27 protein-coding genes are annotated in these 25,740 nt (G+C 70.1%); 15 read left to right on the plus strand and 12 right to left on the minus strand.

What is annotated here, in order from left to right:
• The first annotated feature begins 177 nt into the window (after window positions 1-177).
• From BCF44_RS32495 to BCF44_RS32505, 3 genes are all read left to right on the plus strand, one after another.
• The gene (locus tag BCF44_RS32495) at window positions 178-1,086 is read left to right on the plus strand and encodes an ABC transporter ATP-binding protein (RefSeq protein ID WP_116178256.1); all 909 of its coding nucleotides are present in this window, start codon (window positions 178-180) and stop codon (window positions 1,084-1,086) included.
• Window positions 1,083-2,129, plus strand: coding sequence for an ABC transporter permease (locus BCF44_RS32500; RefSeq protein WP_116178257.1), 1,047 nt, complete (start codon window positions 1,083-1,085; stop codon window positions 2,127-2,129). The genes BCF44_RS32495 and BCF44_RS32500 overlap by 4 nt, the downstream gene beginning before the upstream one ends.
• Before the next feature lie 181 nt (window positions 2,130-2,310).
• A complete protein-coding gene (locus BCF44_RS32505; RefSeq protein ID WP_116178258.1) occupies window positions 2,311-2,631 on the plus strand; it encodes a DUF3817 domain-containing protein in 321 nt (106 codons plus the stop codon).
• Here BCF44_RS32505 and BCF44_RS32510 read toward each other — a convergent pair.
• Complete coding sequence (locus tag BCF44_RS32510; RefSeq protein ID WP_116178259.1) at window positions 2,628-3,131, minus strand: MarR family winged helix-turn-helix transcriptional regulator; 504 nt, start codon at window positions 3,129-3,131, stop codon at window positions 2,628-2,630. The two genes, BCF44_RS32505 and BCF44_RS32510, sit on opposite strands and share 4 nt — an antisense overlap.
• 101 nt (window positions 3,132-3,232) lie before the next feature.
• Here BCF44_RS32510 and BCF44_RS32515 point away from each other — a divergent pair, with 101 nt between their 5' ends.
• From BCF44_RS32515 to BCF44_RS32525, 3 genes are read left to right on the plus strand one after another with little or no spacing between them, the layout of a single operon-like run.
• Window positions 3,233-3,529 (plus strand): MTH1187 family thiamine-binding protein, encoded by a 297-nt coding sequence (locus tag BCF44_RS32515; RefSeq protein ID WP_116178260.1) that lies wholly within the window; start codon window positions 3,233-3,235, stop codon window positions 3,527-3,529.
• Entirely contained in the window at window positions 3,526-4,395 is an 870-nt protein-coding gene (locus BCF44_RS32520) for an SCO6745 family protein (protein WP_246015845.1), read from the plus strand. Before BCF44_RS32515 ends, BCF44_RS32520 begins: the two co-directional genes overlap by 4 nt.
• Before the next feature lies 1 nt (window position 4,396).
• Complete coding sequence (locus BCF44_RS32525) at window positions 4,397-4,747, plus strand: nuclear transport factor 2 family protein (protein WP_116178261.1); 351 nt, start codon at window positions 4,397-4,399, stop codon at window positions 4,745-4,747.
• Between the two features lie 69 nt (window positions 4,748-4,816).
• On the opposite strand, the gene BCF44_RS32530 is transcribed toward BCF44_RS32525, so the two are convergent.
• Window positions 4,817-6,154 carry an MFS transporter gene (locus BCF44_RS32530; RefSeq protein ID WP_246015847.1) on the minus strand — a complete coding sequence of 446 codons (1,338 nt, stop codon included), beginning with the start codon at window positions 6,152-6,154 and terminating at the stop codon, window positions 4,817-4,819.
• Window positions 6,155-6,234: 80 nt separating this feature from the next.
• Here BCF44_RS32530 and BCF44_RS32535 point away from each other — a divergent pair, with 80 nt between their 5' ends.
• The gene (locus BCF44_RS32535; protein ID WP_116178262.1) at window positions 6,235-7,197 is read left to right on the plus strand and encodes a tetratricopeptide repeat protein; all 963 of its coding nucleotides are present in this window, start codon (window positions 6,235-6,237) and stop codon (window positions 7,195-7,197) included.
• 34 nt (window positions 7,198-7,231) lie between these two features.
• Here BCF44_RS32535 and BCF44_RS32540 read toward each other — a convergent pair whose 3' ends face one another.
• On the minus strand, window positions 7,232-8,374 hold the full coding sequence (locus tag BCF44_RS32540) for a fibronectin type III domain-containing protein (RefSeq protein ID WP_147328715.1): 1,143 nt from the start codon (window positions 8,372-8,374) through the stop codon (window positions 7,232-7,234).
• Between the two features lie 63 nt (window positions 8,375-8,437).
• On the opposite strand from BCF44_RS32540, the gene BCF44_RS32545 reads away from it, so the two are divergent.
• Both BCF44_RS32545 and BCF44_RS32550 read left to right on the plus strand, forming a co-directional pair.
• Window positions 8,438-9,616: a sensor histidine kinase gene (locus BCF44_RS32545; RefSeq protein ID WP_116178264.1), complete on the plus strand. Its 1,179-nt coding sequence runs from the start codon at window positions 8,438-8,440 to the stop codon at window positions 9,614-9,616.
• Between the two features lie 8 nt (window positions 9,617-9,624).
• The gene (locus BCF44_RS32550) at window positions 9,625-10,242 is read left to right on the plus strand and encodes a response regulator transcription factor (RefSeq protein WP_170217863.1); all 618 of its coding nucleotides are present in this window, start codon (window positions 9,625-9,627) and stop codon (window positions 10,240-10,242) included.
• 22 nt (window positions 10,243-10,264) lie between these two features.
• Here BCF44_RS32550 and BCF44_RS32555 read toward each other — a convergent pair whose 3' ends face one another.
• Complete coding sequence (locus tag BCF44_RS32555; RefSeq protein WP_116178266.1) at window positions 10,265-11,686, minus strand: neutral zinc metallopeptidase; 1,422 nt, start codon at window positions 11,684-11,686, stop codon at window positions 10,265-10,267.
• Between the two features lie 236 nt (window positions 11,687-11,922).
• Here BCF44_RS32555 and BCF44_RS32560 point away from each other — a divergent pair, with 236 nt between their 5' ends.
• Together BCF44_RS32560 and BCF44_RS55820 are read left to right on the plus strand one after the other, a co-directional pair.
• Window positions 11,923-12,579, plus strand: coding sequence for a DUF6230 family protein (locus tag BCF44_RS32560; RefSeq protein ID WP_116178267.1), 657 nt, complete (start codon window positions 11,923-11,925; stop codon window positions 12,577-12,579).
• Window positions 12,580-12,652: 73 nt separating this feature from the next.
• Window positions 12,653-13,753 carry a DUF6114 domain-containing protein gene (locus BCF44_RS55820; RefSeq protein WP_170217864.1) on the plus strand — a complete coding sequence of 367 codons (1,101 nt, stop codon included), beginning with the start codon at window positions 12,653-12,655 and terminating at the stop codon, window positions 13,751-13,753.
• A gap of 27 nt (window positions 13,754-13,780) precedes the next feature.
• Here the strand turns inward: BCF44_RS55820 and BCF44_RS57925 are convergent, their stop codons facing one another.
• Genes BCF44_RS57925 through BCF44_RS32600 form a run of 6 tightly spaced genes read right to left on the minus strand, consistent with a single transcriptional unit; the run spans window position 13,781 to window position 17,601 of the window.
• Window positions 13,781-14,905, minus strand: coding sequence for a GNAT family N-acetyltransferase (locus BCF44_RS57925; RefSeq protein ID WP_246015848.1), 1,125 nt, complete (start codon window positions 14,903-14,905; stop codon window positions 13,781-13,783).
• Window positions 14,902-15,222 (minus strand): ArsR/SmtB family transcription factor, encoded by a 321-nt coding sequence (locus BCF44_RS32580; RefSeq protein ID WP_116178268.1) that lies wholly within the window; start codon window positions 15,220-15,222, stop codon window positions 14,902-14,904. Before BCF44_RS32580 ends, BCF44_RS57925 begins: the two co-directional genes overlap by 4 nt.
• 19 nt (window positions 15,223-15,241) lie before the next feature.
• Window positions 15,242-15,763, minus strand: a complete 522-nt coding sequence (locus BCF44_RS32585; protein WP_211353313.1) for a DUF2306 domain-containing protein — start codon at window positions 15,761-15,763, stop codon at window positions 15,242-15,244.
• Window positions 15,764-15,783: 20 nt separating this feature from the next.
• Window positions 15,784-16,194, minus strand: coding sequence for an arsenate reductase ArsC (locus BCF44_RS32590; RefSeq protein WP_116178269.1), 411 nt, complete (start codon window positions 16,192-16,194; stop codon window positions 15,784-15,786).
• Window positions 16,178-17,254, minus strand: coding sequence for an ACR3 family arsenite efflux transporter (arsB, locus tag BCF44_RS32595; RefSeq protein WP_116178270.1), 1,077 nt, complete (start codon window positions 17,252-17,254; stop codon window positions 16,178-16,180). Before arsB ends, BCF44_RS32590 begins: the two co-directional genes overlap by 17 nt.
• Window positions 17,251-17,601, minus strand: a complete 351-nt coding sequence (locus BCF44_RS32600; protein WP_116178271.1) for an ArsR/SmtB family transcription factor — start codon at window positions 17,599-17,601, stop codon at window positions 17,251-17,253. Before BCF44_RS32600 ends, arsB begins: the two co-directional genes overlap by 4 nt.
• An 81-nt stretch (window positions 17,602-17,682) precedes the next feature.
• On the opposite strand from BCF44_RS32600, the gene BCF44_RS32605 reads away from it, so the two are divergent.
• The 4 genes from BCF44_RS32605 to BCF44_RS32620 all read left to right on the plus strand — a co-directional run bounded on the left by BCF44_RS32605 (window position 17,683) and on the right by BCF44_RS32620 (window position 23,838).
• Window positions 17,683-18,135 carry an ArsI/CadI family heavy metal resistance metalloenzyme gene (locus BCF44_RS32605; protein WP_116178272.1) on the plus strand — a complete coding sequence of 151 codons (453 nt, stop codon included), beginning with the start codon at window positions 17,683-17,685 and terminating at the stop codon, window positions 18,133-18,135.
• Window positions 18,136-18,166: 31 nt separating this feature from the next.
• Window positions 18,167-18,892, plus strand: coding sequence for a helix-turn-helix transcriptional regulator (locus BCF44_RS32610; protein ID WP_116178273.1), 726 nt, complete (start codon window positions 18,167-18,169; stop codon window positions 18,890-18,892).
• A gap of 362 nt (window positions 18,893-19,254) precedes the next feature.
• Window positions 19,255-23,574 carry a Hint domain-containing protein gene (locus tag BCF44_RS32615; RefSeq protein ID WP_116178274.1) on the plus strand — a complete coding sequence of 1,440 codons (4,320 nt, stop codon included), beginning with the start codon at window positions 19,255-19,257 and terminating at the stop codon, window positions 23,572-23,574.
• A gap of 9 nt (window positions 23,575-23,583) precedes the next feature.
• Entirely contained in the window at window positions 23,584-23,838 is a 255-nt protein-coding gene (locus tag BCF44_RS32620) for a hypothetical protein (protein WP_147328716.1), read from the plus strand.
• 80 nt (window positions 23,839-23,918) lie between these two features.
• Here the strand turns inward: BCF44_RS32620 and BCF44_RS32625 are convergent, their stop codons facing one another.
• Both BCF44_RS32625 and BCF44_RS32630 read right to left on the minus strand, forming a co-directional pair.
• The gene (locus BCF44_RS32625; protein WP_116178276.1) at window positions 23,919-24,311 is read right to left on the minus strand and encodes a VOC family protein; all 393 of its coding nucleotides are present in this window, start codon (window positions 24,309-24,311) and stop codon (window positions 23,919-23,921) included.
• Between the two features lie 43 nt (window positions 24,312-24,354).
• Entirely contained in the window at window positions 24,355-25,731 is a 1,377-nt protein-coding gene (locus BCF44_RS32630) for a neutral zinc metallopeptidase (RefSeq protein WP_116178277.1), read from the minus strand.
• Window positions 25,732-25,740 lie beyond the last annotated feature (9 nt).

The following is a 25,740-nucleotide window of genomic DNA, read 5'->3' on the forward strand; positions in this document are numbered from 1 at the left end:
AACGCAGGGAAGGCGTCCTTCCCTGCATCAAGGCCGCTACCAGAGGCGCTCGGCCGGTGACACTCCGGTTGGGCGCCTCTGCCGTTTCCGCCGATCGGGCTAGTGGGAGCCCTGACAAATCTCCGGTCTTATGGGGAAAACCCGCCGCTCGGCCCCCGGAGACCTACCGTTCCGCCCATGAGCAAGGGGAGCACGATCGTCGCCGACGGGCTGCGCAAGCGGTACGGCGACCTGTGGGCGGTCGACGGGGTGTCCTTCACCGTCGGCGAGGGGGAGTTCTTCGGGATCCTGGGTCCCAACGGCGCGGGCAAGACGACCACGCTGGAGATCATCGAGGGGCTGCGCAAGCCCGACGAGGGCAGCGTCCGGCTGTTCGGGGAGAACCCGTGGCCGCGCAACCCGAAGCTGCTGCCGCGCATCGGCGTGCAGCTCCAGGCGTCGTCGTTCTTCGAGAAGCTGACGGCCCGCGAGCAGTTGGAGACGTTCGCCTCGCTGTACGGCGTGAGCACCGCCACGGCGGTGGACATGCTGGAGCTGGTGGGCCTCTCCGACAAGGCGAACACCCGGGAGAACAAGCTGTCCGGCGGGCAGCGGCAGCGGCTGTCGATCGCCTGCGCGCTGGCCCACGACCCGGACATCGTGTTCCTGGACGAGCCGACGGCGGCGCTGGACCCGCAGGCCCGGCGCAACCTCTGGGACGTGCTGCGGGCGATCAAGGCGCGCGGCAAGACGATCGTCTACACCACGCACTACCTGGACGAGGCCGAGATCCTCTGCGACCGCACGGCGATCATGGACAAGGGCAAGATCCTGGCCATGGACGCGCCCGCGACGCTGGTTCGGGGTCTGGACGCGCCGACGCACGTGCTGATCGAGCGGGGCGTGCTGGCACTGGAGGAGGCACGGGCCATCGCCGGCGTCGAGGAGGCCGGCGACGACGGCGTCTCGCTGCGGCTGTCCACCCGCAAGCCGGCGATGGTTCTGTCCACTTTGGCCGAACGTGGCGCGCTGGAGGGCCTCCAGGTCCGCGGCGCGACGCTGGAGGACGTGTTCCTCGAGCTGACCGGAAGGGAGTACCGGGCATGACCGCGTTCCGCAGTCTTTCCGTGGCCATGTTCAAGGGTTTCTTCCGCGAGCGCGTGGCCCTGTTCTTCACGTTCCTGATGCCGCTGATGTTCCTGGTCATCTTCGGCCTGATCTTCGGCAGCAGCTCCTCCAACAAGACCAAGATCGATGTGGTCGGCGACGGCCCGGTGCTCACCGCGCTGAACAACACCGGCATCGTCGACTTCCAGCACGTCGACTCGTTCGACAAGGCGATCGCGGCCGTGAAGAACGGTGACGTGCCGGCGGCGATCTCCGTGCAGGGAAACAAGATCGAGCTCCGCTACGCGGCGAGCGACCGGGTGCAGGCCGGCACCGTGCAGGCGGTGATCAGCTCGGTCGTGGACCACGTCAACCTCGCGGCCAGCGGCAAGCCGCCGGCCGTGACGCTGGACTCGCAGCAGGTCGAGGACTCCTCGCTGACCGCGATCCAGTTCCTCACCCCCGGCATCCTGTCCTGGGGCCTGGCCACCTCGGCGATCTTCGGCTCCGCACTGACCCTGGTCAACTGGCGCAAGAAGCAGGTGCTGCGGCGGATCCGGCTGTCCCCGGTGAGCACCGGCACGGTGATCTCGTCGCGGTTGCTGGTGACCATCGGAACCACTGTGCTGCAAGCGATCCTGTTCATCGCGGTGGCGATGACGCCGGTGTTCGGCCTGCAGCTGGCCGGCCAGTGGTGGCTGGCGCTGCCGCTGCTGATCATCGGTTCGCTGTCGTTCTTCTCGATCGGCGTGCTGGTCGGCTCGATCGCCAAGTCCGAGGAGGCGGCGACCGGCATCACCAACGTGATCGTGCTGCCGATGGCCTTCCTGTCCGGCACGTTCTTCCCCCTCCAGAACGCCCCGCAGTGGCTGCAGACCGTGTCCGAGGTGCTGCCGCTGCGGCATCTCAACGACGGCATGGTGGACGTTCTGGTGCGTGGCAAGGGAGTCGAGGCGCTGGTGACGCCCACGGCGGTGCTGCTCGCCTTCACCGTCGTGGTGGCCTTCGCCGCCTCCCGGTTCTTCTCCTGGGAGGACAGTTAACATGGCGCGCGCGCCTCGGTCGCTCTAAGCCGGCGCCTTCGCCTTGGCCGGGAGAAACCGCAGGTGGCGTATGGCTGGAAGCCCGTCACAGTGCGATTTTCCGGCCCGCGGCTCCAGGCGCCGGCGCGACCGAGAAACCCCGGTCGGGGCGTGAGCCCGCTCACGCCCCACACTGGGGTTCATGTTCGAGACCCCGTCAGGGCGGTTCCGCGCCGTCGCAGTGGCCGAGGCGATCTCCTGGGCCGGCCTGCTGATCGGCATGTTCTTCAAGTACGTCATGGGCAACGCCCTCGGCGTGCACATCTTCGGCTCGGTGCACGGCATCGTGTTCATCGCCTACGTGGTGCTGTCGCTGCTGGCCCGGCGCGCCCTGGGCTGGGACAACAGGACCACCTTCTGGGCGCTGTTCGCGAGCATCCCGCCGTTCGGCTCGGTGGTGTTCGAGCGCTGGGCCAGCCGCACCGGCCGGCTCGCCGAGCGCGCGGTGGCGATCAGCGCCTAGTCGCCGAAATCGCCGGCGGCGCGGCGCACCTTGGACAGCAGATCCGTGAGCTGCTCGGTCTGCCGGTCGGTGAGCCCGCGCAGCCCCAGATTGACCTCCGACACCGCCTTGGTCGCGGCGTCGCACAGGTCGCGGCCGGCCGGGCTGATCTCCACCAGCGTGGTGCGCCGGTCCGACGGGTGCGGGGTGCGCTTGACCAGGCCGTCGGCCTCCAGCCGGTCCACGATGTTGGTGACGCTGGTCGGGTGCAGTTGGAGGCGCTCGCCCATCACCCGCATCGGCAGGCTGCCGCGGCGCGAGAACGTGAGCAGCACCAGGGCCTCGAACCGGGCGAAGGTGAGGCCGTGCGGCTTGAGCGCGGCGTCCACCGTGGACTGGAGGATCTGCTGCACCCGCATCACGCTGGTGACCGCTGCCATCGCCCCAGACGGGCCGACCCGCTCCTCCCACAGCCCGGCGGCGCGGGCGATGGGGTCGAACGGCAACGGTTGGTTGGCCATGGCTGTCGACGCTAGCAGTTCGGGCGTCGGTGATCACGGCTTGTTGCCGGACCGCCGCGTTGCGGGTTGACTGGCCGGCATCGCCAGGACAGGGAGGAACGATGCTGGTCGCGTTCAGTGTGTCGCCGCTCGGCGGGGAGTCCGACAGCGTGGCGGAGGCCGTGGCCGACGCCGTGCGGGTGGTCCGGGAGTCCGGTCTGCCCAACGAGACGACCAGCATGTTCACCACCATCGAGGGCGAGGACTGGGACGAGGTCATGGACGTCGTCAAGCGCGCCGTGAAGGCGGTGCAGGCGCATGCGCCGCGGGTGTCGCTGGTGTTGAAGGCGGACATCCGCCCCGGCCATACCGATCAGCTCCAGGCCAAGGTGGAACGGGTCGAGAGCTACCTGAAGTGAACGCGCGGCGGATGTGGACGCTGTTCGAGCCGTTCCACGGCGTCACCTACTTCGCGCCGCAGGCGCGGGCCGCGACCGACGCGCTGGGCTGTCGCGGCGGGTGGATGGGCTATTTCGGGATGCGCGCCGCGCCGCTCGGCCCGGTGCCGGCCGAGGTCGTCGCCGCCTCCTTCTACAACTTCAAGCTGAGCCGGGTCGCGCGGGCGATCCCGGCCGCGTGGACGATCGCCGCCCCGCAGCAGTTCCTGGAGGCGCGCCTCGCCGGCGTGGACGCCGGGCTGCGCGCGATCTTCGGTGACGACGTCGTCGGCGACGAGATGATCGAGGCCTCCCAGTTGGCGCAGCGGGCCGCTCTCTCCGCCCCCATCGCCGGCCGGCCGCTCGCCGCCGCGAACGTGGCGCTGCCGTGGCCGGATCCGCCGCACCTCGTGCTGTGGCACGCCACCACGATCCTGCGTGAGTCCCGCGGCGACGGCCATGTCGCCGCTCTGGTCGCCGGCGGTCTCGATCCCGTCGAAACACTCGTGGCGTTCGCAGCCGATCGGGACACCGCCGGGCAGGAGGGCTGGGAGGCCTGGCGTGGTTGGGACGGCGACGACTGGGCCGCCGCGCAGCGCCGGTTGCGGGACCGTGGGCTGATGGACAAGCAGAACCGGATCACCGCCGACGGCGCGCGGGCCCGGCACGACGTCGAGACCCGCACCGATGCCGCCGCCGAGCTGCCGTGGGAGGTGCTCGGCAATGCCGGCACCGAGCGGCTGGCCACCTTGCTCACCGGCTTCCTGCGGAAGATCGTCGCCGCAGGTGTCGGTGTGATCAAGCCGCACCCGATGGCGCTGGACCTGGTCAAGATCGCGGGGGAGTGACGTGGAGCTGGAGTTCGCCGAGAAGTTCGCCGCCGAGTGGGTGGACGCGTGGAACGCGCACGACCTGGACCGCCTGCTCGGGCACTTCGCCGAGGACGTCGTGTGGAGCTCGCCGGTGGTGGTGTCGTTCTGCGGTGAGGAGTCCGGGACGCTGCGCGGCAAGCAGGCCGTGCGGGAGTACTACGCCGCCGGGCTGGAGCGGATCCCGAACCTGCGGTTCGAGGTGCTGAGCGTGCGGGCGGGGATGGCCGTGATGGTGATCAACTACCGGAACCAGGACGGGCGCGAGGTCAGCGAGGTGCTGAAGCTGCGTGACGGCCTGGTGGTGGAGGGCCACGGCACCTACGCCTAGCCCGTTGTCGCCACATGCGCTTCCCATTTGCGTCTGAGTGACACATAGGAAGCGCATGTGGCGAAAAAGCTAAGGCGAGATCTCCTCCAGCGTGCGGCCCCGGGTCTCCTCGGCGAGGAAGGCCGTGACGGCGGCGAAGAGCATCGCCACGCCCAGCGCCCCGAAGGCCGCCGGCAGCCCGAGGCTGGCGGCCAGCGCACCGACCACCAACGGCCCGGCGATCACGCCGATGCGGTTCCACACGCCGCCGAGGCTCGCCCCGGCGGCCCGCATCGGCGTCGGGTAGAGCTCGGGGGCGTACAGGTAGAGCCCGAGGTTGACGGCGAACACGAACAGCGCGCCGATGGCGGACAGGGCCAGCAGCTCCATCGCGGAGTTGGCGCCGAGCGCGGCCAGGACGACGAAGGTGACGGCGGCCAGTGCGCTGCCGCCGGCCAGACACGCCCTCCGGCCGATCCGGTCGACGAGCAGCGCCACGGCGATCGCACCGAGGAAGCCGGCGACGCTGGTGGCTACGCTGTACGCCAACGCCGTCGACACGGGCAGCCCGAACACGCTGGTGTAGATGGTCGGCAGCCAGGTGGCGATCCCGTAGTTGGCGAAGTAGCTGAGCAGCCACAACAGCCCGACGATGACGGTGCGCCGCAGGTAGCGGCTCCGGACGGACGGCGCGTAGGTGATGGGCACGACGGGCGGCAGCGGGCGGCCGGTCGAGCGCTGCACGGCCCGCTCGATCCGCTCCATCACCCCCATCGCCCGCTCGCCCCGCCCGGACGCCTCCAGCCACCGCGGCGACTCCGGCACCCAGCGCAGGATCGGCCCGATCAGCAGTGCCGGCAGCACCCCGATGCCGTACACCCAACGCCAGCCCAGCATCGGCACGATCCACGCGGCCACCACCGCCACCGCGGTCAACCCGGCCGGGAACACCAGCTCGTAGAGCAGCACGAACCGCCCCCGCCGCTCGGACTGCGCCAGCTCGCCGATGTACGTGGCGGCGGCCGGCACCTCGCCGCCGATACCGACGCCCTGCACGAACCGCAGCAGCACAAAGGGGACGAAACCGGGGGAGATGGCCAGGCCCATGCACGACAGCGAGGTCACCGTCAGGGCGAGCAGCACCACGTTCACCCGCCCGACCCGGTCGGCGACCACCCCGGACACCAGCGCGCCGAGCAGCATGCCGACCGAGCCGCTGGTGATGGCCAGCGCCTGCTGGCCGGTGCTCAGCCCCCACTCCTGGCTCAGCGACGGCAGCGTGTAGGCGATCGCCAGCTGGTCGAAGCCCTCGAAGAAGGTCACCGCGCCGACCAGCCACCGGACGCGCAGGTGCCAGCCGGAGGCGGGCAGCCGCTCCAGCCGGGCGGGTACGTCGCCGCCGGCCACCACTGGCCTCCTGAGTGTCACGACCCGTAACTGTGCGGTGACAGTGTCCAGTCAGGCGGACTCGCGGGCAACCGTCCGCCGGTTCGTGCCAGGATGGAACCGTGACAAGGCCAAACCCCCGCCAGAGCGCAGCTCTGTCCGCGGCGCTGTCCGGCGCCGTCGACCTGTCCGGTCTGAAGGCGAAGGCCGACGCGGCGAGCCGGCAGCCGGCCCCGGCCGCGGGCGGCGCCCCCGCCGAGGCCGCGGCCCCGGGCGAGTTCGTCGTCGCCGTCAGCGAGGCCACCTTCCAGAACGACGTGGTCGAGCGGTCCATGCAGGTCCCGGTCATCGTGGACCTGTGGGCCGAGTGGTGCGGGCCGTGCAAGCAGCTGTCCCCGGTGCTGGAGCGGCTGGCCCAGGCCGCGGGCGGCGCTTGGATCCTGGCCACCGTGGACGTCGACGCCAACCCGCGCATCGCGCAGCTGTTCGGCGTGCAGTCCATCCCGACCGTGGTGGCCATCGCCGGCGGCCAGCCCATCGACGCGTTCGCCGGCGCGCTGCCCGAGCCGGAGATCCGCAAGTGGCTCGACTCGCTGCTGGACGCCCTGCGGGACAAGCTGCCGGGCATCCGCCTGGCCGAGCAGGGCGGCGCCGCGCAGCCGTACGAGGAGCCCGAGGACCCCCGCTTCACCGCCGCCGAGGACGCGTTCGAGCGCGGCGACTACGCCGCCGCCGAGGCCGCCTACGAGGAGATCCTCTCCGCCGAGCCGGCCAATGCCGACGCCAAGGCCGCGCTGGCCCAGGTGCGTTTCACCGCCCGCGCCGAGGCCGCCGACCCGTCCGCCGTCGGGGTCGCCGACGCCGACCCGGACAACATCGACGCCCAGCTGACCGCCGCCGACGCCCAGATCGCCGGCAACGAGGTGGAGGCCGCCTTCACCCGGCTGGTGGACACCGTGCGCCGCACGTTCGGCGACGACCGGGACCGCGTCCGCCAGCACCTCGTCGGCCTGTTCGAGCTGTTCCCGACCGACGACCCCCGCGTCGCCGCCGCCCGCCGCAACCTGGCCAGCGCGCTGTTCTGAGTGCCGTTGAGCTGCGGACGAGCCCGTCCGCAGCTCAACGCCGCGCCTGCACCGCCACCGAGTTGGAACGGGGCGTGCAGGTGGAGCGGGCCAGGAAGTGCTTCACGCAGGCCTGCACCTGGAAGCCGTAGGTCGCGCCGGGCTCGGGATCGGGCAGCGTGAACGAGGGGACGGCGGCCTCGACGGTGTACGTGTCGCTCCGGCCGGCGATCCAGTAGCTGACGTTGTAGGCGTCCGCGGGCGGGGACTTCCAGGCGATCTCGATGCCGCCGGCGATGTCCACCGACGCGTCGGTCACGCACGGCCGGTCCGGCCCGACGCAGGTCTCGCCCGGCCCGCCCGGCTCGTGCTGGCTGCCGTCGGTCTTGACCTCGGAGGGCTGGTCGGGCCGGTCGAGGATGTAGCCGTGGGCGAAGTTGACGTACCGGTTGTCGCCGTCGGGCCGGTCGCTCTCCACCGGCAGGCCCAGGCTCGGGTGGGCGAGCCAGGCGGCCCGCATGGCGGCCGTCATGTGCACGGTGGCGCCGAGCGTCGGGATCCAGTACACGAAGCTGCCGTCGGCCTCCTCGTAGCGGGAGAGCCCGTTGGCGGCGTCCTCGCCGATCGGCCCGGGGCACCGGCCGACCCCGCCGCCGCCGAGGGCCTGCGAGCGCGCGAAGCGTGGATCGGGCTGCCCGTAGCGCTGACAGCCGACGTCGTCGGACACGGTGTCGGCGGCGGACTGCAGGAACACCGACAGCGCGGCGACGGCCAGCACGAGGGCGCAGGCCAGCCGCAGCTTCTGGGTGAGCACGGCCTGCGGCTGGGCGTGCTCGGCGGCGGCCCCGGCGATCTCCCGCGCCCACCGGGTCTGGCGCCAGGTCAGACCGGCCGTCACGCCGAGGGACAGCAGCACGGTCAGCAGCACGCTGACGGTGGCGTCCTCGATCTCGGGCAGCAGGCCGACCTCGGCGATGACCACCACGAGCAGGGCCGTGCCGGCGGCCACCGCGGTCCGGGCGGCCCGCCACCACCAGGGCGCGAGCAGCACCTGGTGGGCCCAGGCGCGACCGACTTCGTCGCCGGAACCGGTTCCGCCGTACCTCGACCGCCACAGCACCGCGCGTCGGCCACGAAATCCAAGTTGCCACCAAGCAACCTGAACGCCGACGATGCCGGTAAGTTCCCCCACCCTCACGTGTATCCACGGTAGGGGTCGGTGCTCCACAGTAGGTAGGGGAAAAGCGATGGGGGTCGTCGCATGGTCGACGGTGGCGTGACGCGGGCCCACCCCGCGCCGATGCTGCTGATTCTGAGCTTCCGGTGGCTCACCGTCGGGTGGACCGCCCTGATCGCGCTGCTCAGCGACCAGGTGCTGGAGGACCGCGTGGTCCCGGCGGTGCTCATGCTGGCGATCATGCTGGGCTGGACGGCCTGGCTGACCATGGCGGCGGTGCGCCGCTCCGACCAGGTGCTGGCCTTCGACCTGTTGTTCGCGATCCTGGCGCTGTTCGTCTCGGGCTGGACGGGGCCGCAGGGCCAGCTGCTCACCGACCATCCGACCTTCGCCGGCGCCTACCCGATGGCCGCCGTCGCGGCCTGGGCGACCGTGCGCGGCGTGCGCGGCGGCGTGTTCGCGGGCGTGCTCCTCGCGCTGTGCCTGCCCGTCGGCTACTACCTCAACGGCGTCTCCGTGTTCACGATCGGCTTCCTGGACGCCCTGAGCCTGCTCGGCGGCGCGCTCGCCTACGTGGTGCTCGGCGCCGCGGTCGGCCTCGCCACCAGCCAGTTCGAACGGGTGTCGCTGCGCCTGGCCGAGGGCCGTGCCGTGGTCGCCGGCCTGCGCGAGCGGGAGCGGCTCGCCGCCCACATCCACGACGACGTGCTCCAGCGCCTGGGCGGCATCCGCAAGCTCGGCGGCGATCTCGCCGACCGCGGCGACGTCAGCCGGGCGGAACTGCGCGCCCTGATGGACGACGTGGGCCGGCAGGAGGCCAGCCTGCGCCGGTTGGTGCTCGACGAGCGGCAGGACACCCCGGCCGGCCAGCGGTCCCTGGTCGAGGCGGTCGCCGAGGTCGCCGACGGCTATCGGCAGTGGCCGGTCCGGCTGGCCGACAGCGGCCACATCCCGGTGCCGGCCGAGGTCGCCGCCGAGGTGGCGGCCGCCGTCAACGAATTGCTCGGCAACGTGGTCAAGCACGCCCGCGCCGAGCACGTCTGGATCTCGGTGCTGGACGACGGTTCCGGCATCACGGTCGACGTGCGGGACGACGGCGTCGGCTTCGACTACGACGAGTCCGCGCTGGCCGCCTCCGGCCGGCTCGGGCTCGCGGTCAGCGTCCGCGCCCGGCTGGAGCGGCTGGGCGGCAGCGTCACCATCCGGAGCCGCCCCGGCCGGGGTACCGACGTGCGGCTGGAACTGAGGAGCAGTGGCCCATGAATCCGTCGATGACATCCACCGTCCGCGTGCTCATCGTTGAGGACCACCCGGTGACCAGGGCCGGCGTCCGCGCCAGCCTCGCCGACCATCCCCAGGTCACGGTCGTCGGTGAGGCCGACACCGCGGCCATGGCCTGCCGGCTGCTCGACGTCGAACTCGTCCACGTCGTGCTGGTGGACCTACGACTAGGCGACGAACAGGGGCTGGAGCTGATCGAGTACCTGGCGCGCCACCGGCCGCAGACCAGAGTTCTGGTGCTGTCGCAGGCGTCGCCGGGGGAGGTGCTCGCGGCGATGAAGGCCGGCGCGCACGGCTACGTCAGCAAGGCGGCGACCACCGCCGAGCTCACCCACGCCGTGCTGGCCGTGCTGGACGGTCCGGTGCTGCCGCCGGAGATCGCCGCGCGGCTGGTCGGCGAGTTCCAGCACCGGTCGACGCTGACCGGGCGGGAGCGTGAGGTGCTCGGCTGCCTGGCTCGCGGCTACGACAACCGCGAGATCGCCGAGGAGCTCGGCGTCGCCGTCCGCACGGTGAACCGGCACCTGGAGAACATCCGGGAGAAGCTCGGCAGCCGCCGGCGGTCCGAGCTCATCCGCCTCGCCCGCGAGTGGGACGCCGCCGGTTGAGCCGCCGAACTCGCCCGACCGATCAGCTTCCAAACTGCGCCGTGCAGGTGGAGGCGCCCTGGAGGAAGCCGATCCGGAACGCCTCCACCCGGGCGAAGCCCGACGCCGCCGGCTTTCCGTTGACGTCGGCAGCGATCAGGCTGCTCGGGGTGAGCAGTTCGGCGACGGCTTCGTCGAGGTCGCCGGCGCTGAGCGACAGCGTGTCCGTCTCCTGCTTCATCGCCGCGCCCCAGTAGCCGACCAGGCAGGCGGTGCGCAGGCCGGTGTTGCTGTCGTCCAGCGGGAGGTTGGCCGCCTTCTGCACGGACAGCACGTAGCGGGAGGCCACCTCGCCGAAGGCGGCGAAGTCGCCGATGCCCGTGCCCCGCTTGGTGGGCGTGCCGATGACCTTGAGCTTCGGCACGTCCATCGAGACGGTGTCGGTGGCCGGGCAGTAGGCCGTCGGCGAGGTCGTCCTGGCGTCGCTGCACGTGGCCGCTGTGGTGGCCACCTTCGGCGGCGTCTTCTTGAACACGTCGCCCAGGGCCTTGAGCACCAGTTGCAGGTTGGCGGTGGTGATCGCGACGTTCCCGTTCTGGTTGGCGTCGATGTCGTCGCGGAACTGGGTCTCGGTGATCCGGGCGTTGATCTCCGCCACGGTGATCTGGGCGCAGCGCTTGGGGCCGTCGGTGAAGCCGGTCTGGAACGCGAAGACCCGGTCGAAGGCGTTGCCGTGGGCGGACTTGCCCTTGAACGAGTCGCCCGGCTGGTCGCGCACGAAGAAGGTGGTGGCCAACACCTTGTTCAGGCCGTCGCCGGTGGACATCTGGAAATGCTTTGCCTTCCCTTCGGCCACATACCGCATGAAGGCGCCGGCATAACAATCGGCTTGTTGCTCGAGGACAATGCTGGGCGTCGCATTGTTCACGCCGGACAACGGGCCCAGTTGCGTCTGCACCGCGTGACCCATTTCGTGGGCCAGCACCATCGTCACCGAGAGCGGGCCGAAGTTCTGCACCAGCCCGGGCAGCAGCTCGCCGCGGTCCCAGGACACGCTGTTGTCCAGGTCGCAGTAGAAGGCGTTGACCACGCCCGCGGTGTTCTCGCGGCCCGCGCACACCCGCTGGTTGGCGCCGTCGGAGTCGTACGAGGTGAGCTTGGACGCCGGCTGGAACTTCCGCCCGAACACCCGGGGCAGCTGGTCGGCCCAGAAGTCGTCCACGTCGGAGAGGGTGTTGACCGCCAGCCGGTCCATCTCGCCGCCGTCGGTGTTGATCACCGGCAGGTCGGCGTCCGGCACGCCGGGGCGGGGACCGCTCGGGCCGTTGGTGACCGGCAGGCCGGCCGCCGAGCCGGGATCCAGTTGGCCCAGCGGGGAGGCCGTGCCGGCCACCTTCGCCGAGCACCCGCTCAGCAGTGCCATCGCCGCCACCAGCGCGAAAACCGTCCGACGTGTCGTGCTCATTCCCGCGCTTCCCCTTGCCGCCCTTTGCTTCGCCGCGATGACCCTACTGGCCTAAAGGCCTCGCTGTCCGGCGGTTGGGCGGACGTTTCGGCCGTGATCGGAACGTGAAAAGATCTCACTCCAGGGGGTGAATTCTGGGTTTCGAGGCAGCGATCGCTTGTGTTGGCTACGTCTCCGCGTGAATCTCGTCACGAAGTTACCGACGGGTCACTTCTCCGGTTGGAAGGGAGAAAGCCATGCGCGAAGCCGACGACGTCGAGTTCGGCGAGGAGGTCGAACCCGAGGTCGCCCCCGTCCGGGGCCGCACCCGGTGGCTGCGCTTCGCCGGCACGTTCGCCGTGGGCGGCGTGCTGGCCGGTGGTCTGCTCGTGGCCGTGGCCCAAGGCGCGATCGCCGCGTCGTTCGCGGTGTCCGGCACGAGTTTCGAGGTGACCGCGACCCAGCTCCGGGGCACCGGATTCGTCCAGTACCCCGGAATCGCCGCCAACCCCGACGTGCTGCCCCACCCGGTGGCGGTCAACGGTTTCGCGACCGCCGACCTGGACAACTTCTGCCAGTCGGTGTTCATGCCGAACAACCCGTTCATCGGCGACCTGACGCTGCGGATCACCGCGGACGGCACGGCGGGCATGCACGCAAAGAACATGGTTGCCGACGTTGCGCAGGTGGACGGCGACTTCACGCTGACCAAGCCCGACATCGGCGTCGACGCCAGCCAGGTTCAGGGCGGCCCGCCCGGTGCGCAGGGCCGGGACAACGACTTCGGCATGCAGTCCACGAACGTCACGATCGACAACCTGAAGCAGGTTGCCTGGGGCACGTCCGCGGAGACCATCTCCTTCAAGGGGATGAGCCTGCGCATCGTGTCCGGCAACAACCAGTGCATCAAGTAGTTCGATCACACGCGGCTGCGGCAGCACATTCCCCCGGGTGCTGCCGCAGCCGTGTTCTGAAGGGAGTTCGCACGTGGCCGGTTCCGTGATCGGCAGGGCGTGGCACGCCTTCGGCCGATGGCGGCGCAGCCGTCCGTTCTGGGCCGGGCTGTTCCTGATCCTGTCCGGGCTGGTGGTCATCTTTCCGCCGTTCGCCAGCTTCAAACTCGGCGCCCTGGTGCTGTCCATCCAGACCCTCGGCGGCCTGTCCGGCGCGCTGATCGGCATCCTGATGCTGGTGTGCGCGCTGACCATGTGGGTGCGCCCGCAGTTCCGGCTCGCCGCCGCCATCACGGCAATGGTGCTCGCCCTGGCCGCGATCATCACCACCAACCTGGGTGGCTTCCTGATCGGCACGTTCCTGGGCCTCATCGGTGCCGCGCTGGCGTTCTCGTGGACGCCCAAGACCCGCACGCGCAAGGTCGCCAAGGCCGTGCCGCCGGCCGTCGTCGCACTGGTGCTGCTCGCCGGCATCGCCGTGCACGGCCTGGCCGAGCCCACCGCGGCGCTGGCCGACCCGTCGACCCCCGCGTCGACCACGGTGACGACCACGACGACGGTCGCGTCCAGCACCACCACGACCACCGCCGCGCCGACTTCGACGACAACGCCGTCGTCGTCGACCAGCGCGGCGGCCTCAACCACCACCACGACGGCGGTGACCAGCACCACCACCGCCACCCCGTCCCCGCCCGCCCTGCCGGCGGGGACGCGGGTGTGGACCCTCACCTCGCCGTCGATCGCCATGAGCGGCCTGGCCTTCCACGGCGTGGTGAGCACCGTCGTAGGCGGTCAGACGATCAAGGTCCTGAAGTTCACCGCCTCCAGCGTGAAGATCAAGGACATGGTGCAGACCGCCGACAACGGCGGCGGCCACAAGATCGTCACCACCGCCGCGCCCGGCAGCACCTCCACCATCACCGGCGGCGGCATCACCATGCTCACCGCCGAGATCAGGGGCACCGCCGTGGTGAACATCCTGGGCATCCCGATCAAGCTGCCGATCGACTACACCGCCACCAGCCCGCCGCTGATCACGCCGCCCGACGTCACCTTCGAGAACGTCACCGTGACCAACACCGACCAGAGCGGCGGCGTCCTCACCATCCCCGGCGCCAAGATCGTCGCCAGCTGAGGGATTCATCTCGCCGGACCCGGTGATTCAGACCCGAGAGCTCCGGCGCTCGATCAACACGACGTCCCGCCAGGTCCCATGGTGCTGGCCGATACGCGCGCGAGTGCCGACGACGCGAAAGCCGGCGCGTCGGTGCAGGGCGAGGCTGGCGGTGTTCTCGGGGAAGATGCCCGACTGCAAGGTCCAGACGCCGGCGGCTTCCGAGGCGGAAACGTACGCGTCCAGGAGGCCGGCGCCGATGCCACGGGCCTGGTGGTCGGGGTGGACGTACACACTGTGTTCGAGCACGCCGGCGTAGACGCAGCGGCCGGAGACCGGGGAGGCGGCGATCCAGCCGAGGACGGTGCCGTCGGAGTCGAGAGCGACGAAGCGGTGCCGTGGAAGATGGCTTGCGTCCCAATGCCCCCAGCTCGGCGCGGCGGTCTCGAAACTGGCGTTGCCGCCGTCCAGTCCGGCTTGGTAGATCGCGAGGACCTGCGCGGCGTGCTCGGCGGTCATCACGGCGATCGCGACACCGCGAGGTCGGATCGGCTTGGTGGCGCGGACGACCGCGGCGTGCAGCTTGTCGGCGACGTCGTGCGTGCGGCGGATCTGGATGTCGGTCAGGCCGACGCCGGCCAGGGCGGCGACGTACTCGTCGGTGGTCAGCGAACCATCCAGGCATTCGACCTCGGCGGCGGCGCGTTCGGCGTCGGTCAGGGAGAAATCGGCCAGCACGTCGGCGATGCCGATCCGGCCGCCGGGCCTCAGCACGCGGGCGATCTCGGCGAACACCCCGGACTTGTCGGCGGACAACGTGATCACACAGTTGGAGATCACCACGTCGACGGACTCGTCCGACAGCGGAACGTCCTCGATGCGGCCCAACAGGAATTCGGCGTTGGCGACGCCCTGCTCGGCGGCGTGTCGACGGGCGACGGCGAGCATTTCCGGCGTCATGTCCAGGCCGATGGCGCGGCCGGTCGGGCCGACGCGGCGAGCGGACACCAGGACGTCCAGCCCGGCGCCGGAACCCAGGTCCAGCACGGTCTCACCGGCGTGTAGCTCGGCGACGGCGACCGGATCGCCGCAGCCCAAACTGCTCTGCGCCAACGGTTTGTCGGCCAGGCCCACCGCCTTGGCCGTGTAGCGGGCGCGCACAGGCTCGGTCATGAGCACACCGCCTCGACGGCGACGGGGGCCTTGCCCATCACCACGTCGGCGGCGCTGGGGAAGCAGGACACGCAGCGCTGGTTGACGCGGTAGAGACGGGCGGTGCCACGCTGCTCGACCAGTACGAACCGGACCTCGGCGAGGATCTTGAGGTGGGCGGAGACCGTGGACTGCCCGACCGGCACCCGTTCGACGATCTCGCCGACCGTCATCGGCTCGCCGTGCCCGGCGAGCAGGTTGAGGATCTGCACCCGCGTGGCGTCGGCGAGCGCACGGAACCAGCCGGCATAGGTCTCCGCGAGCTGACGGTCGAGCACGTCCCGCCTCCGTTCATCGTCAATCGACGATAGACGATGAACGGGACGGTCGGCCAGCCCGACGTAGCGCCCGGACCAGCAGCGGCACGCCGATAACGGCTGGGAGCAGCCAGTAGAGGGCGTGTGGCAGCAGGCTCCACAGCGGCAGGTTCGGCCCGTTGTCCACGTAGAAGCCGGTCAGCAGCGCGATGTAGGAGACGGCCATGCCGGTGCCGTGCACCCGGATCCGGCCGCGTCTGCGCGCGAACACCCCGACCGCCGCGGAGAGCGTGGCGACGGCGCCGATCGCGAGCAGATCGACATCGTGCGGCCAGCGGAGCACCGCGAGCGTCACCAGCGCGGTGAACGAGCACGCCAGCGCCCAGTAGTAGACGGTGCCGGCACGCGGATGGCGTCCCGGCCGCTTGCGCGCCGAGGCAGCCAGCGCACCGGCCACCACGCACACGCTGGCGGCGCCCACGTGCACCGCGAGCACGGCGAGGAATATCGGCCTGTCGTCCGGGATCGGCAGGCCGCCGACGACGATCTGGCCGGCTGCCATGCCGGTCAGTGTGCGCCCGTTCAGGCGTGGCCGGGTACCAACTCGGCCAGCAATGCGGTGACGCGGCGGTCGATCTCGTCGCGAATCGGGCGCACGTGTTCGACGTCCCGGCCGGCCGGGTCGGCCAGTTCCCAGTTCAGGTAGCGCTTGCCCGGGTAGACCGGGCAGGCGTCGCCGCAGCCCATGGTGATCACCACATCGGCCGCTCGCACGGCGTCGTCGGTCAGCGGCTTGGGGAACTCGTGGGACAGGTCCAGGTCGAGTTCGGCCATCGCGGCCACCACCGCGGGGTTGACCGTGTCGGCCGGGGCCGAACCGGCGGAGCGCACGACGACCCTGCCGGCGGCGTGGTGGTGCAGCAGCGCGGCGGCCATCTGGGAGCGTCCGGCATTGTGCACGCAGACGAACAGCACCTCAGGCTTGTCGGACACGATCGCTCCCGGAGACGTGGGGACTGAACAGGCGGCGCGCCCCCAGGGCGGCGTAGACGAGGGCGACGAGCGCCGGGACCTCGATCAACGGTCCGACCACGCCGGCCAGGGCCTGGGCGCTGGTGACGCCGAACGTCGCGATCGCCACGGCGATGGCCAGCTCGAAGTTGTTGCCGGCGGCGGTGAACGCAAGCGTGGTGGTCCGCTCGTACGACAGGCCGAGGCCCCGGCCGAGCGCGAACGAACCGGTCCACATCAGGGCGAAGTAGGCCAGCAGCGGCAGTGCGATGCGGGCGACGTCCAGTGGACGGCCGGTGATCTGCGCGCCCTGCAATGCGAACAGCACGACGATGGTGAACAGCAGCCCGTACAGGGCGAGCGGCCCGACGCGGGGCAGGAACCGGGCCTCGTACCAGTCCCGGCCACGGGCGCGTTCGCCGAGCCGGCGCGACAGGTAGCCGGCCAGTAGCGGGATGCCCAGGAAGATCAGCACCGAGCGGGCGATGGCCCAGCCGGACACCGCGAGGTCGGCCTGCGGCAGGCCGAGCCAGCCGGGCAGCACCGAGAGATAGAACCAGCCCAGGGCGCCGAACGCGATCACCTGGAACACCGAGTTCACGGCCACCAGCACGGCCGCGGCCTCGCGGTCGCCACAGGCGAGGTCGTTCCAGATGATGACCATGGCAATGCAACGGGCCAGCCCGACGATGATCAGTCCGGTGCGGTACGCGGGAAGATCGGGCAGAAGCAGCCAGGCCAGCGCGAACATCAAGGCCGGTCCGATGACCCAGTTGAGCAGCAACGACGGCAGGAGCAGTCGCCGGTCGCGGGTGACGGTGTCCAGTCGGTCGTAACGGACCTTGGCCAGCACCGGGTACATCATGATCAGCAGACCGAGCGCGATCGGCAGCGAGATCCCGTCGACCTGAACGGCGTCGATCGCCGCGCCCAGGCCGGGAATCACGTGGCCGGCGCCGAGGCCGAGCAGCATCGCGGCCAGGATCCACACCGGCAGGAATCTGTCCAAGGTGGACAGTCGGGTCACGACGCCCGCGCTCATGCGGTGGTCATCAGCACGGACGACAGCATCTGCAACGTGGTGGGCAGCACGCGGTAGTAGATCCAGGTGCCGCGCCGCTCGCCGTCGATGATGCCCGCCTCGCGCAGCACCTTGAGGTGGTGGGAGATCGTCGGCCCGGTGAGGTCGAACGCGTCGGTCAGGTCGCACACGCACGCCTCGCCGCCGGCGTGGGAGGCGATCAGCGAGAGCAGCCGCAGCCGCACCGGGTCGCCGAGCGCCTTGAACACCCGTGCGAGCTCCGCGGACTGGTCCTCGGACAGCGGTTCGCGCGTCAGCGGTGAGCAGCACTGCGACTCGGTCGCCACCAGCGGCAACTGTTTCGACATACGTCTAGGTTGACAGACATCTATCTAGAGCGCAATCTAACCAAGCACTGATTCGATGGATGTCTATCCAAGGAGGATCTCGTGTCCCGCGTGCAACTGGCCCTGCGAGTGGCCGACCTCGATGCCTCGATCGCCTTCTACAGCAAGCTGTTCGGTGTCGAACCGGCCAAGCGACGCCCCGGCTACGCCAATTTCGCGGTCGCCGAGCCGCCGCTCAAGCTCGTGTTGCTGGAGGGCGAGGCCGGCCAGGAAACCGTCATGGACCACCTCGGCGTCGAGGTCGAGTCCAGCGACCAGGTCGGCGAGGCCACCGAGCGGCTGTCGGCACTGGGTCTGTTCACCGACGTCGAGAACGACACGACCTGTTGCTACGCCGTGCAGGACAAGGTGTGGGTGCACGGACCCGGTCAGGAGCCGTGGGAGGTCTACGTGGTCAAGGGCGACTCGGCGACGTACGGCGGCGATCCGCAGCTGACGGCCGCCGGTTGCTGCACCGACGACAGCCAGGCCAAGCCGGCGAACTGCTGCTCCTGAAACTGTCGGACCCCGGTGGCATGCTGACATCGTGTACCGGGAATGGGCGACGGGGCTGGCCGGGGCCGTGGCGTGGAGTCGGGTGGTGGACGAGCCGGAGGCGCACCGGATCCTGCCCGACGGCTGCCTCGACCTGATCTGGTCCGACGGCCGCCTGATCGTCGCCGGCCCCGACACCATCGCGCACGAGATGACCAGCCCGGCCGGCCGGGTCTACGCCGGCCTGCGGTTCATGCCCGGCACCGGGCCGTCGGTGCTGGGCGTGCCGGCGCACGAGTTGCGGGACAGCCGGGTGCGGCTGGACGAGATCTGGCCCCAGCGGCTGGTCGATCAGCTGACGGCCCGCGTGGGAGCGGCCCCGAACCGCGCCGCGGCGCTGGTGGACATCGCCCGATCCCGCATCGAGGTCGATCCCGTGACGGCAGCAGTTGTCACGGGCCTTCGCGCGGGTCGACCGGTCGCGATGGTCGCCGATGAGGTGGGGTTGAGCGAGCGGCAGTTGCTGCGCCGGAGCCTCGCGGCGTTCGGTTACGGCCCGAAGACGCTTGCCAGGGTTCTCCGCGTGGAACGGGCGCTTGCCTTGGCCACCCATGGTGTCCCGGCCGCCGATATCGCTGCCCGTGTCGGATGCGCCGATCAAGCCCACCTTTCGCGAGAGGTGAAGGCCTTGACCGGAGTTCCCCTCACAAAGTTTCGGATTTCCGTGCGGCCCACCGTGGATCGGGCTCCCGGCAGAAGGAGGACGTACGCGAGGTGATGTCGGGTCGCGAGCCGGCCTCGGGCATCGCCAAGGGGCGGCCGTGTTGTCTGCCTAGGTGAGATCGGGCTCCACGGCTTTGGCGTGCGCACACCTTTGATTGCGCCGATCGGATGCCGTGGTGATCGAACGGGTGCGCATCGGCTGGCGTAACTTCCGGGCCAATTGCCGCGTAGGTCCTGCTTGGGTGACCTGTCGGATTTATGTGAGCTGTATCACAATTGCTGCTTTGGAGTGCTGGTGGCTAGTGTTCGGGATTGATCACAATCGGGCGGCATGTCTGATTTTGTCAAGGGGGATATACGGTGACAAGAAGTGGTCCTTTCCGTGCGCCCAAAAAGAGAAAATGGGTGCGGGGCTCATTGACCGGGCTGGCCGCCGCGATGGCGCTGCTGTCGGTGACGACGACCGCAAGCGTGGCGGCCGTCGCGAGTAGTGATCCGTCCGCCGCGCGGCCGGCTGACGCGCCCACGTGGCGTTCCACCCTGGGTACGCAGGCCAGGACGGACCGGTGTCGGGTCGGCCTGGTCATGCACGCCGGCGGTCCGCAGCTCAAGGCGGCGGCCGACACGGCGCTGGCGGGCGCGGACGCAGATCTGCGCACGGCCGCGGACGGCCTGTACTACCAGAGTGGAGCGATCGGCGACGCGTACCGCCGGGACGGTACCGACGTTGCTGCCGAGAATCAGGTCGCGGGCAAGCGGCACGCCGGCTGGGAAGCGGTGCTGAAGCCTTACTACTCCGACCCTATTCCCTATTTCGAACAAGATATATACGATTACATGGCCAAACGGCAGGAAATGGCGTACAACGCCATCAATGTCGATATGGTCGCGAAGGCGAACCAGGCCGCGATCGACGCCGCGACCACGGTGATGAACCAGAAGAAGGCCGCTGACGCCACGGTCTACTACTTCGGTCCCCTGGTGATCAACGGTCGCTCCGCCGACGACATCCGACAGTTCCTCCAGTACGGCGGCTTCCCGAAGACTGCCCCGACCCCTGGCTCTGCGGAGTTCCGCATGGAGGTCGAGGCGCTCAAGGTGCGCTACGCCAGCTGCGACAGCGCGAACCCGGCAGACCCGAGCCAGGTGCTCGGCACCGTGGTCTCGACCGCCAACGCGGAATGGGAGGCCGAATACGCCTCGCAGGCGCCACAGCGGGCCACCCTCGTCGCGGCCGAGTTGCAGGCGTCCAAAGACCTGAAATCTGCGACGGACGCCATGATCGAGGCGGTCGGTCAGGCCGCGATCGTGAGCAGGCTGCTGGATTGGCAGCGGCAGTGGACTTCGCCTTCCCAACCGGGCTATCCCTCGCAGGCACTCCTCGCGCAGGCGGCCAGCGACCTGGCGACGGCCAAGCAGCGTGTCGCCGCGCAGGTTCCGCTGGCGCAGCAGGCGGCGGCCTCGGCCAAGACCCAGTCGGACACTGCGATTGCGGCGCAGGCACAGGCGGGCGCGATCGCAGCCGCCAACGGCACGCCGTACGGGCGGGGCTTGGCCTACGCGCAGCAGTCCGCCCAGGTCACCGCCGCCTCGGCCGCAGCCGCACAGGCTTCGGCAGCGGCGGCGCAGACCGCGCTCAACGCCAGCAAGGCGGCGGCCAGCGACGCGGATGCGTTGTGGTCCAGTGCATCCGCGCAGGCGCACGCCACGCAGGCCGCCTTCGCCGAGGCCGCCGCGAAGCAGTCGGCCGACCAGGCGCATGCCGCTGCGGCCGCTGCCGCGACCCAGGCCGCGCAGGCGGCCGCCGCCGCGACCCGTGCCCACAACGACCGGACGACCGCCGAGCACGCACAGCAAAGCGCCCAGGCCGCGGCGAACGACGCCCACAACCAGCGTGCGACCGCGGAGTCCGAGCGGGCCAAGGCCGGTGCGGCCAAGACCGAGGCCGAGAACCAGCGGGCCAAGGCCCAGCAGGCCGACGCCGACGCGCAGGCCAAGCAGCAGACCGCGGCCAGCAAGAAGGCTGACGCCGTGGCTGCCGCAGGCACCGCGGCGCAGAAGCGTCAGGCCGCTGAGAACGCCGAGTCCCGGGCGGCACTGGCCCGAAACAACGCCGTGGCCGCGGCAAATGCTCGAGATGCGGCGAATGCGCGTGCAGCGGCGTGTGATGCCTGGGCCGCGGCAGCGGACGGCACCGACGCCGCACAGGGCGCGCGGACCGCCGCAGACCAAGCCCGGTCAGCGGCAAACCAAGCCGCCAGTGCGGCGACCAGTGCGCAGGCGGACGCAGATCAGGCTGAGGACGCCGCGAAGGCGGCCCGTGCCGCGGCCACCCAAGCGGATGCCGCAGCCTCCCGGGCGCAGGCGGCCGCGTCGTCCGCACAGTCCGATGCGAACACCAGTCACGCCGCCTCGCTGACCGCGCACGCTGCGGCCGCCGACGCGATCGTGGCCTCCGATCAGGCGGCCCGCAATGTGCAGGCGGCCAAGGATCAGGCGGACAAGGCCGACGCCGCATCTGCGCAGGCCAAGGCAGACTCCGCGACCGCGCGTGCAGAGTCCGACCAGTCTCAGACGGACGCTGCCAAGACGGCGGGGCAGGCATTCGCCGCGGCAGAGGCAGCTACCGCCGCTCGCGACTCGGCCTTGAAGGCCAGCACAGCGGCCAACGAGGCGATTCGCCTGGGCACGCCGTTCCAGCTGACCGATTCGTCCGCGGGCATGGCAGTCCTGGTCGGCCAGACCGCCGACACCTTGGCCCAGCAACAGGCGAACGCCGCCAAGGCCCGCTCCGACGAAGCCGCCCGCGCCGCGCAGGCCGCCGCCGACGCGGCCGCTCACGCCGACGCATCGGCCAAGGCCGCCGCGCAGTACGCGGCCAACGCCGCCGCCGATGCCGCATCGGCGCTCCAGTCGGTCGCGGCGGCACGAGCATCCGCCGCTGCCGCAGCGGCTGACGCACAGGCGACCCAACAGGCTGACGACGCCACGAAGGCGATCGACCAGCAGGCACAAACCGACGCCTTCCAAGCCGGCGTCGCCGCACGTGACGCTCGCAATGACGCTGACGCCGCCGCAGCGGCAGCCACCGACGCCGAGAAGGACGCCGCCTCGGCTCGTAAGGCTGCCGACGCCGCCACCGCCGATGCCAATGCGGCCAAGGCAGCTGCGGACAAGGCCGACAAGGATGCGACTGCCGCCGAGGCGGCCGCCGCGAATGCCCGGGATCTCGCGCAGCAGGCGGAGGACGCTGCCAAGCGGGCTGAGCAGCAACAGCGTGACCAAGACGCCACCGACGCGCTTAACCAGGCCGGCCCGGGTGGGATCGACGGCGCCAACGTCCGGGTCGACCTCAGCGGGTTGTCCCGGAAGTCATATGAACAGCTCAACCCGTGCGTCATGGATCTCAGCGATCCCAACAGCTCGTGCGACGTCGACATACGGGTGCACTTCGCCGGTGTCGTCTTCTACTGGGCGGTCACCTGCGAGCTGCCCAACACCGCGGTCAAGGACTGCGCGGGTCATACCCACGAGGACCAGATCGACCGCAAGGAGATCACCGATTTCCCGGTCGAGCGCAGGATTCACATCACCCGTGCGGACATTGCCCGGGCACTGCTGAGCAGTGTCGAGGACTTCATCGCCAACCTCGTTCCCAAGGTGGTGTTCGGGATCTTGGGCGACATGCGTCGGTGCGCGTTCGGCGACTGGGGATCCTGCGGGTGGACCGCGTCGTTGTTCGTCGGGCCGGAGGACCTGAAGGTCGGCGTCCAGGCCGTGCGCGACATCCGGGTGGCGATCGCAACCGGCCGCGATATCGACGCGGCGCTGGCCGCCCTCGAGTCGGCCGCGCTCGCACCGGAGCTGAAGCTCGCGTTGGAAGCCGACGCGGTCAAGGCCCAGCTCCGACAGATGGGTTGTATGGTCAACAGCTTCCCGGCGGGCACGCCGGTGCTGATGGCGGACGGCACACATCGGCCGATCGAGCAGTTGGTCGCCGGCAACCGGGTGCTAGCCACGAATCCGACGACGGGGGAGACCACCGCCCGATCGGTCATTTCCGCCCTGCATCACAGCGCGCAGAATCTACTCGATGTCGACCTGAACGGCGGTGGCGGGCTCACGACGACTCGCGGGCATCGCCTGTACGTCGTCGACAAGGGCTGGAAGACGGCCTCCAATCTGCGGCCGGGCGATCGTGTCCATGCTCGTGACGGGAGCACCCCGTCGGTCGCGGCCGTGCACGACCGGAACGGCAGGCCGGACGAGACTGTTTACGACCTGACCATCGCCGACGTGCACACGTTCTATGTGCTGGCCGGTAGCACTTCGGTACTGGTGCACAACTCCGACTGCACTACTTTCCATGCGGAGTACAATGGCGGCGGCGAGATCTGGGCGGACCTGATTGACGGGGTACTGAGCATGGCGGTCGAAAGGAACTCGAGTTCCGTGTCCGGTGGGCAGATGTTCACCGACGCGATGAACCACTTCGGACCGGACAACGTCAAGGCGTTCTCGGGCTTGTGGATATCCGCGATGCCATCGAACCTGGATGCCTTCAATGCGAACCTGAGGGCCGGTATGTCCTTCGAGGACGCGGCGGCCAATACTTTCACCGGCCACATGTGCGCCAAGTACGGATTGACCGTGGTGACGGTCGACAGAAGCAAGTTGGTGGGAGAATTCGGTCAGTACACCACGGCGACTCCACTGTTTTCGCGACCCGCGAAGTAGGTGGACATCGTGTCGGATGACGAGCTGCTCTCTCGTGTGGACGCAGGCGCGAGTTACATGGAGATCCTCGAATATCTACGTACGCGGGGTCCTCGGCCGCTCACGCCCATCGGATTGCTGAGTATCTTCCACAAAGAACTCGGAATATCGTTCATCAAGGCGAGGACGATGTTCGAGTACTTCGACCCACAGTTGAGGCCGATCGTCGACACGGCCCTGATCAACGAACGCGGGCGCCTTCTCCTGCTGGAGCGGCGTAGTTGACGCAGAAGCCCCGTCGGATGTTTCCGGCGGGGCTTCCGCGCATCGACGACCCGGGAAGCGACTACGACCCCTGTGCAGCGTCAGCTCAGTGGGCAGAACAGGTCCACGCCGTTGCCGTCGGGGTCGCGGACGACGGCGTAGCGCTGGCCCCAGAAGGCGTCCCACGGTTCCAGGTGCCCCGGGTGGCCGGCGTCGACGAACTCCCGGTAGACGCGGTCGACCTCGGCCGGGGAACCGCACCGGAACGCCAGGCCGACGCGGGGAGAGCCGGCCGCCGGGGACCAGGTGGGGTCGAAGGAGCGGACGGTGTCGACGGTGTCCCACATGATCTGGAGACCGCCGGGCAGCGCGGCGGCGACGTGGGGCTCGGAGTCGGAATCCAACGGGATGTCCAACCCGAGGAGGCGGTAGAAGGCGAGGGACTTGGCCATGTCGTCGACGACGAGGCCGACGACGGCGAGCTGAGGTGTCATGCGGCCACGCTAAGGACGCCCCACCGGACAGGTCTTGAAGGAATCAGACACCGCAGGACTTGGGACCGCCGGAGAAGCCGGCGCGGAAGGCGAGCACACGGTCGAAGCCGGTGGGCAGGCCCTTGCCGGAGGTGCCCCGCGACGCGTAGTCGTAGCCGAGCAGCACGCCGACGGACTTGTCCAGGTCACCGGGCGACAGCTGCAACTGGTTGCCCTTGTGGGTCAGCACCGACGACGAGTAGGCCCCGGCGAGACAGACGGCCGCCTTCCCGGCATCGGGGCCGTCGACGGGCTTGCCGAGAGCGGAAAGCGCTGCCAGGGCGTACCGGGTGACGATCAAGGTGCCGGCGGCGAAGTCACCGATGTTGGAGACGATCAAGGGCACGGTGCCCTTCGTCGACAACGAGATCGACTTGGTGTCGGGGCAGTAGGCCACCGGGCCCTGGTCGCCGCAGCCGGCGGCCCCGTCGGTCTGGGTGAGCTTGGGCTGCGACCAGTTCGACCCGGCCACGGAAGCGAAGAACGACGAGGCGTCCGGCGTGAGGGCGTTGACCAGGTCGGGCAGGGTGAGGTTGCCGCCCCGGGCCTGGTCGCGGGGATCGGTGAAGGTGCGTTGCGTGAACTGCCGATTGGCCACGGTCATGCCGGCGCACAGCTTGGGCCCCTGCTGGTAGCCGTCCTGGAACGCGGACACCCGGTCGAAGGCGTCGCCATGGGCGCCCTCCTCACCCGCGCTGGTGCCGACGGGGTCCCGGAACGTGGCCAGGGCGCTGATGGCCTTGTCGAGCTGCTGGGCGTTGATCCGAAGGTGCGGCGCCTTGCCGTCGACGACGGACCGCACGAACGCCCCGGAGTAGCAGTCGGCCATGGTCTCGATCAGGATCGTCGGATACCGATCGGGGTCGGCACGGGCCACATCCTGGGTGGGTGAGGTCCGGTTCTGCACCGCATGCCCCATCTCGTGCGCCAGCACGACGACCACGGACGCGTCGCCGAACTGGTCGCGCAGCACGGGCAGCAGCGCGGCCCGGTCCCACGCGACGGAATCCTTCGCCGGACAGTAGAAGGCGTTGCCCTCCACATCGGACGCCTGGTCGGTGCACGGCGGCGCCTTGGCCTTGTCCTTGCTGGTGTCCACGGAGTACACGCCGCCGGTCACGTCCCGCCACGCCTTGCCGAACACGGTGGGGAAGTTCTGCCGCCAGTAGGCCTGCACGTCGGTGATGGTGGACGCGGCGATCCGGTCGGTGGTGCTGTCGTCGGTGCCCTGCACGAAGCTCGGCTCGACGCCGTCGCCGACGAGCACGGAGCCCGCGGTGATCGGCTCGGCCACGCCGGCGATGCTCGCGCAGCCGGCCGCCGTGAGCACGGCGAGCAGGGCGACGAGCACGCCGCCGGTTCGCCGAGCAGATCCACGCACCAGCCCAGT

Origin of the sequence: Kutzneria buriramensis (genome assembly GCF_003387475.1) — a bacterium.
Taxonomy (GTDB): domain Bacteria; phylum Actinomycetota; class Actinomycetes; order Mycobacteriales; family Pseudonocardiaceae; genus Kutzneria; species Kutzneria buriramensis.

Bases quoted from the DNA above. Each gene is read 5' to 3' on its own strand.
- BCF44_RS32545 (WP_116178264.1), top strand. From the start codon at position 8,438: ATGGTCGACGGTGGCGTGACGCGGGCCCACCCCGCGCCGATGCTGCTG.
- BCF44_RS57925 (WP_246015848.1), bottom strand. From the start codon at position 14,905: ATGACCGAGCCTGTGCGCGCCCGCTACACGGCCAAGGCGGTGGGCCTG.
- BCF44_RS32600 (WP_116178271.1), bottom strand. From the start codon at position 17,601: ATGTCGAAACAGTTGCCGCTGGTGGCGACCGAGTCGCAGTGCTGCTCA.
- BCF44_RS32500 (WP_116178257.1), top strand. From the start codon at position 1,083: ATGACCGCGTTCCGCAGTCTTTCCGTGGCCATGTTCAAGGGTTTCTTC.
- BCF44_RS32495 (WP_116178256.1), top strand. From the start codon at position 178: ATGAGCAAGGGGAGCACGATCGTCGCCGACGGGCTGCGCAAGCGGTAC.
- BCF44_RS32515 (WP_116178260.1), top strand. From the start codon at position 3,233: ATGCTGGTCGCGTTCAGTGTGTCGCCGCTCGGCGGGGAGTCCGACAGC.
- BCF44_RS32505 (WP_116178258.1), top strand. From the start codon at position 2,311: ATGTTCGAGACCCCGTCAGGGCGGTTCCGCGCCGTCGCAGTGGCCGAG.
- BCF44_RS32510 (WP_116178259.1), bottom strand. From the start codon at position 3,131: ATGGCCAACCAACCGTTGCCGTTCGACCCCATCGCCCGCGCCGCCGGG.
- arsB (WP_116178270.1), bottom strand. From the start codon at position 17,254: ATGAGCGCGGGCGTCGTGACCCGACTGTCCACCTTGGACAGATTCCTG.
- BCF44_RS32625 (WP_116178276.1), bottom strand. From the start codon at position 24,311: ATGACACCTCAGCTCGCCGTCGTCGGCCTCGTCGTCGACGACATGGCC.
- BCF44_RS32555 (WP_116178266.1), bottom strand. From the start codon at position 11,686: ATGAGCACGACACGTCGGACGGTTTTCGCGCTGGTGGCGGCGATGGCA.
- BCF44_RS32585 (WP_211353313.1), bottom strand. From the start codon at position 15,763: ATGGCAGCCGGCCAGATCGTCGTCGGCGGCCTGCCGATCCCGGACGAC.
- BCF44_RS32550 (WP_170217863.1), top strand. From the start codon at position 9,625: ATGACATCCACCGTCCGCGTGCTCATCGTTGAGGACCACCCGGTGACC.
- BCF44_RS32560 (WP_116178267.1), top strand. From the start codon at position 11,923: ATGCGCGAAGCCGACGACGTCGAGTTCGGCGAGGAGGTCGAACCCGAG.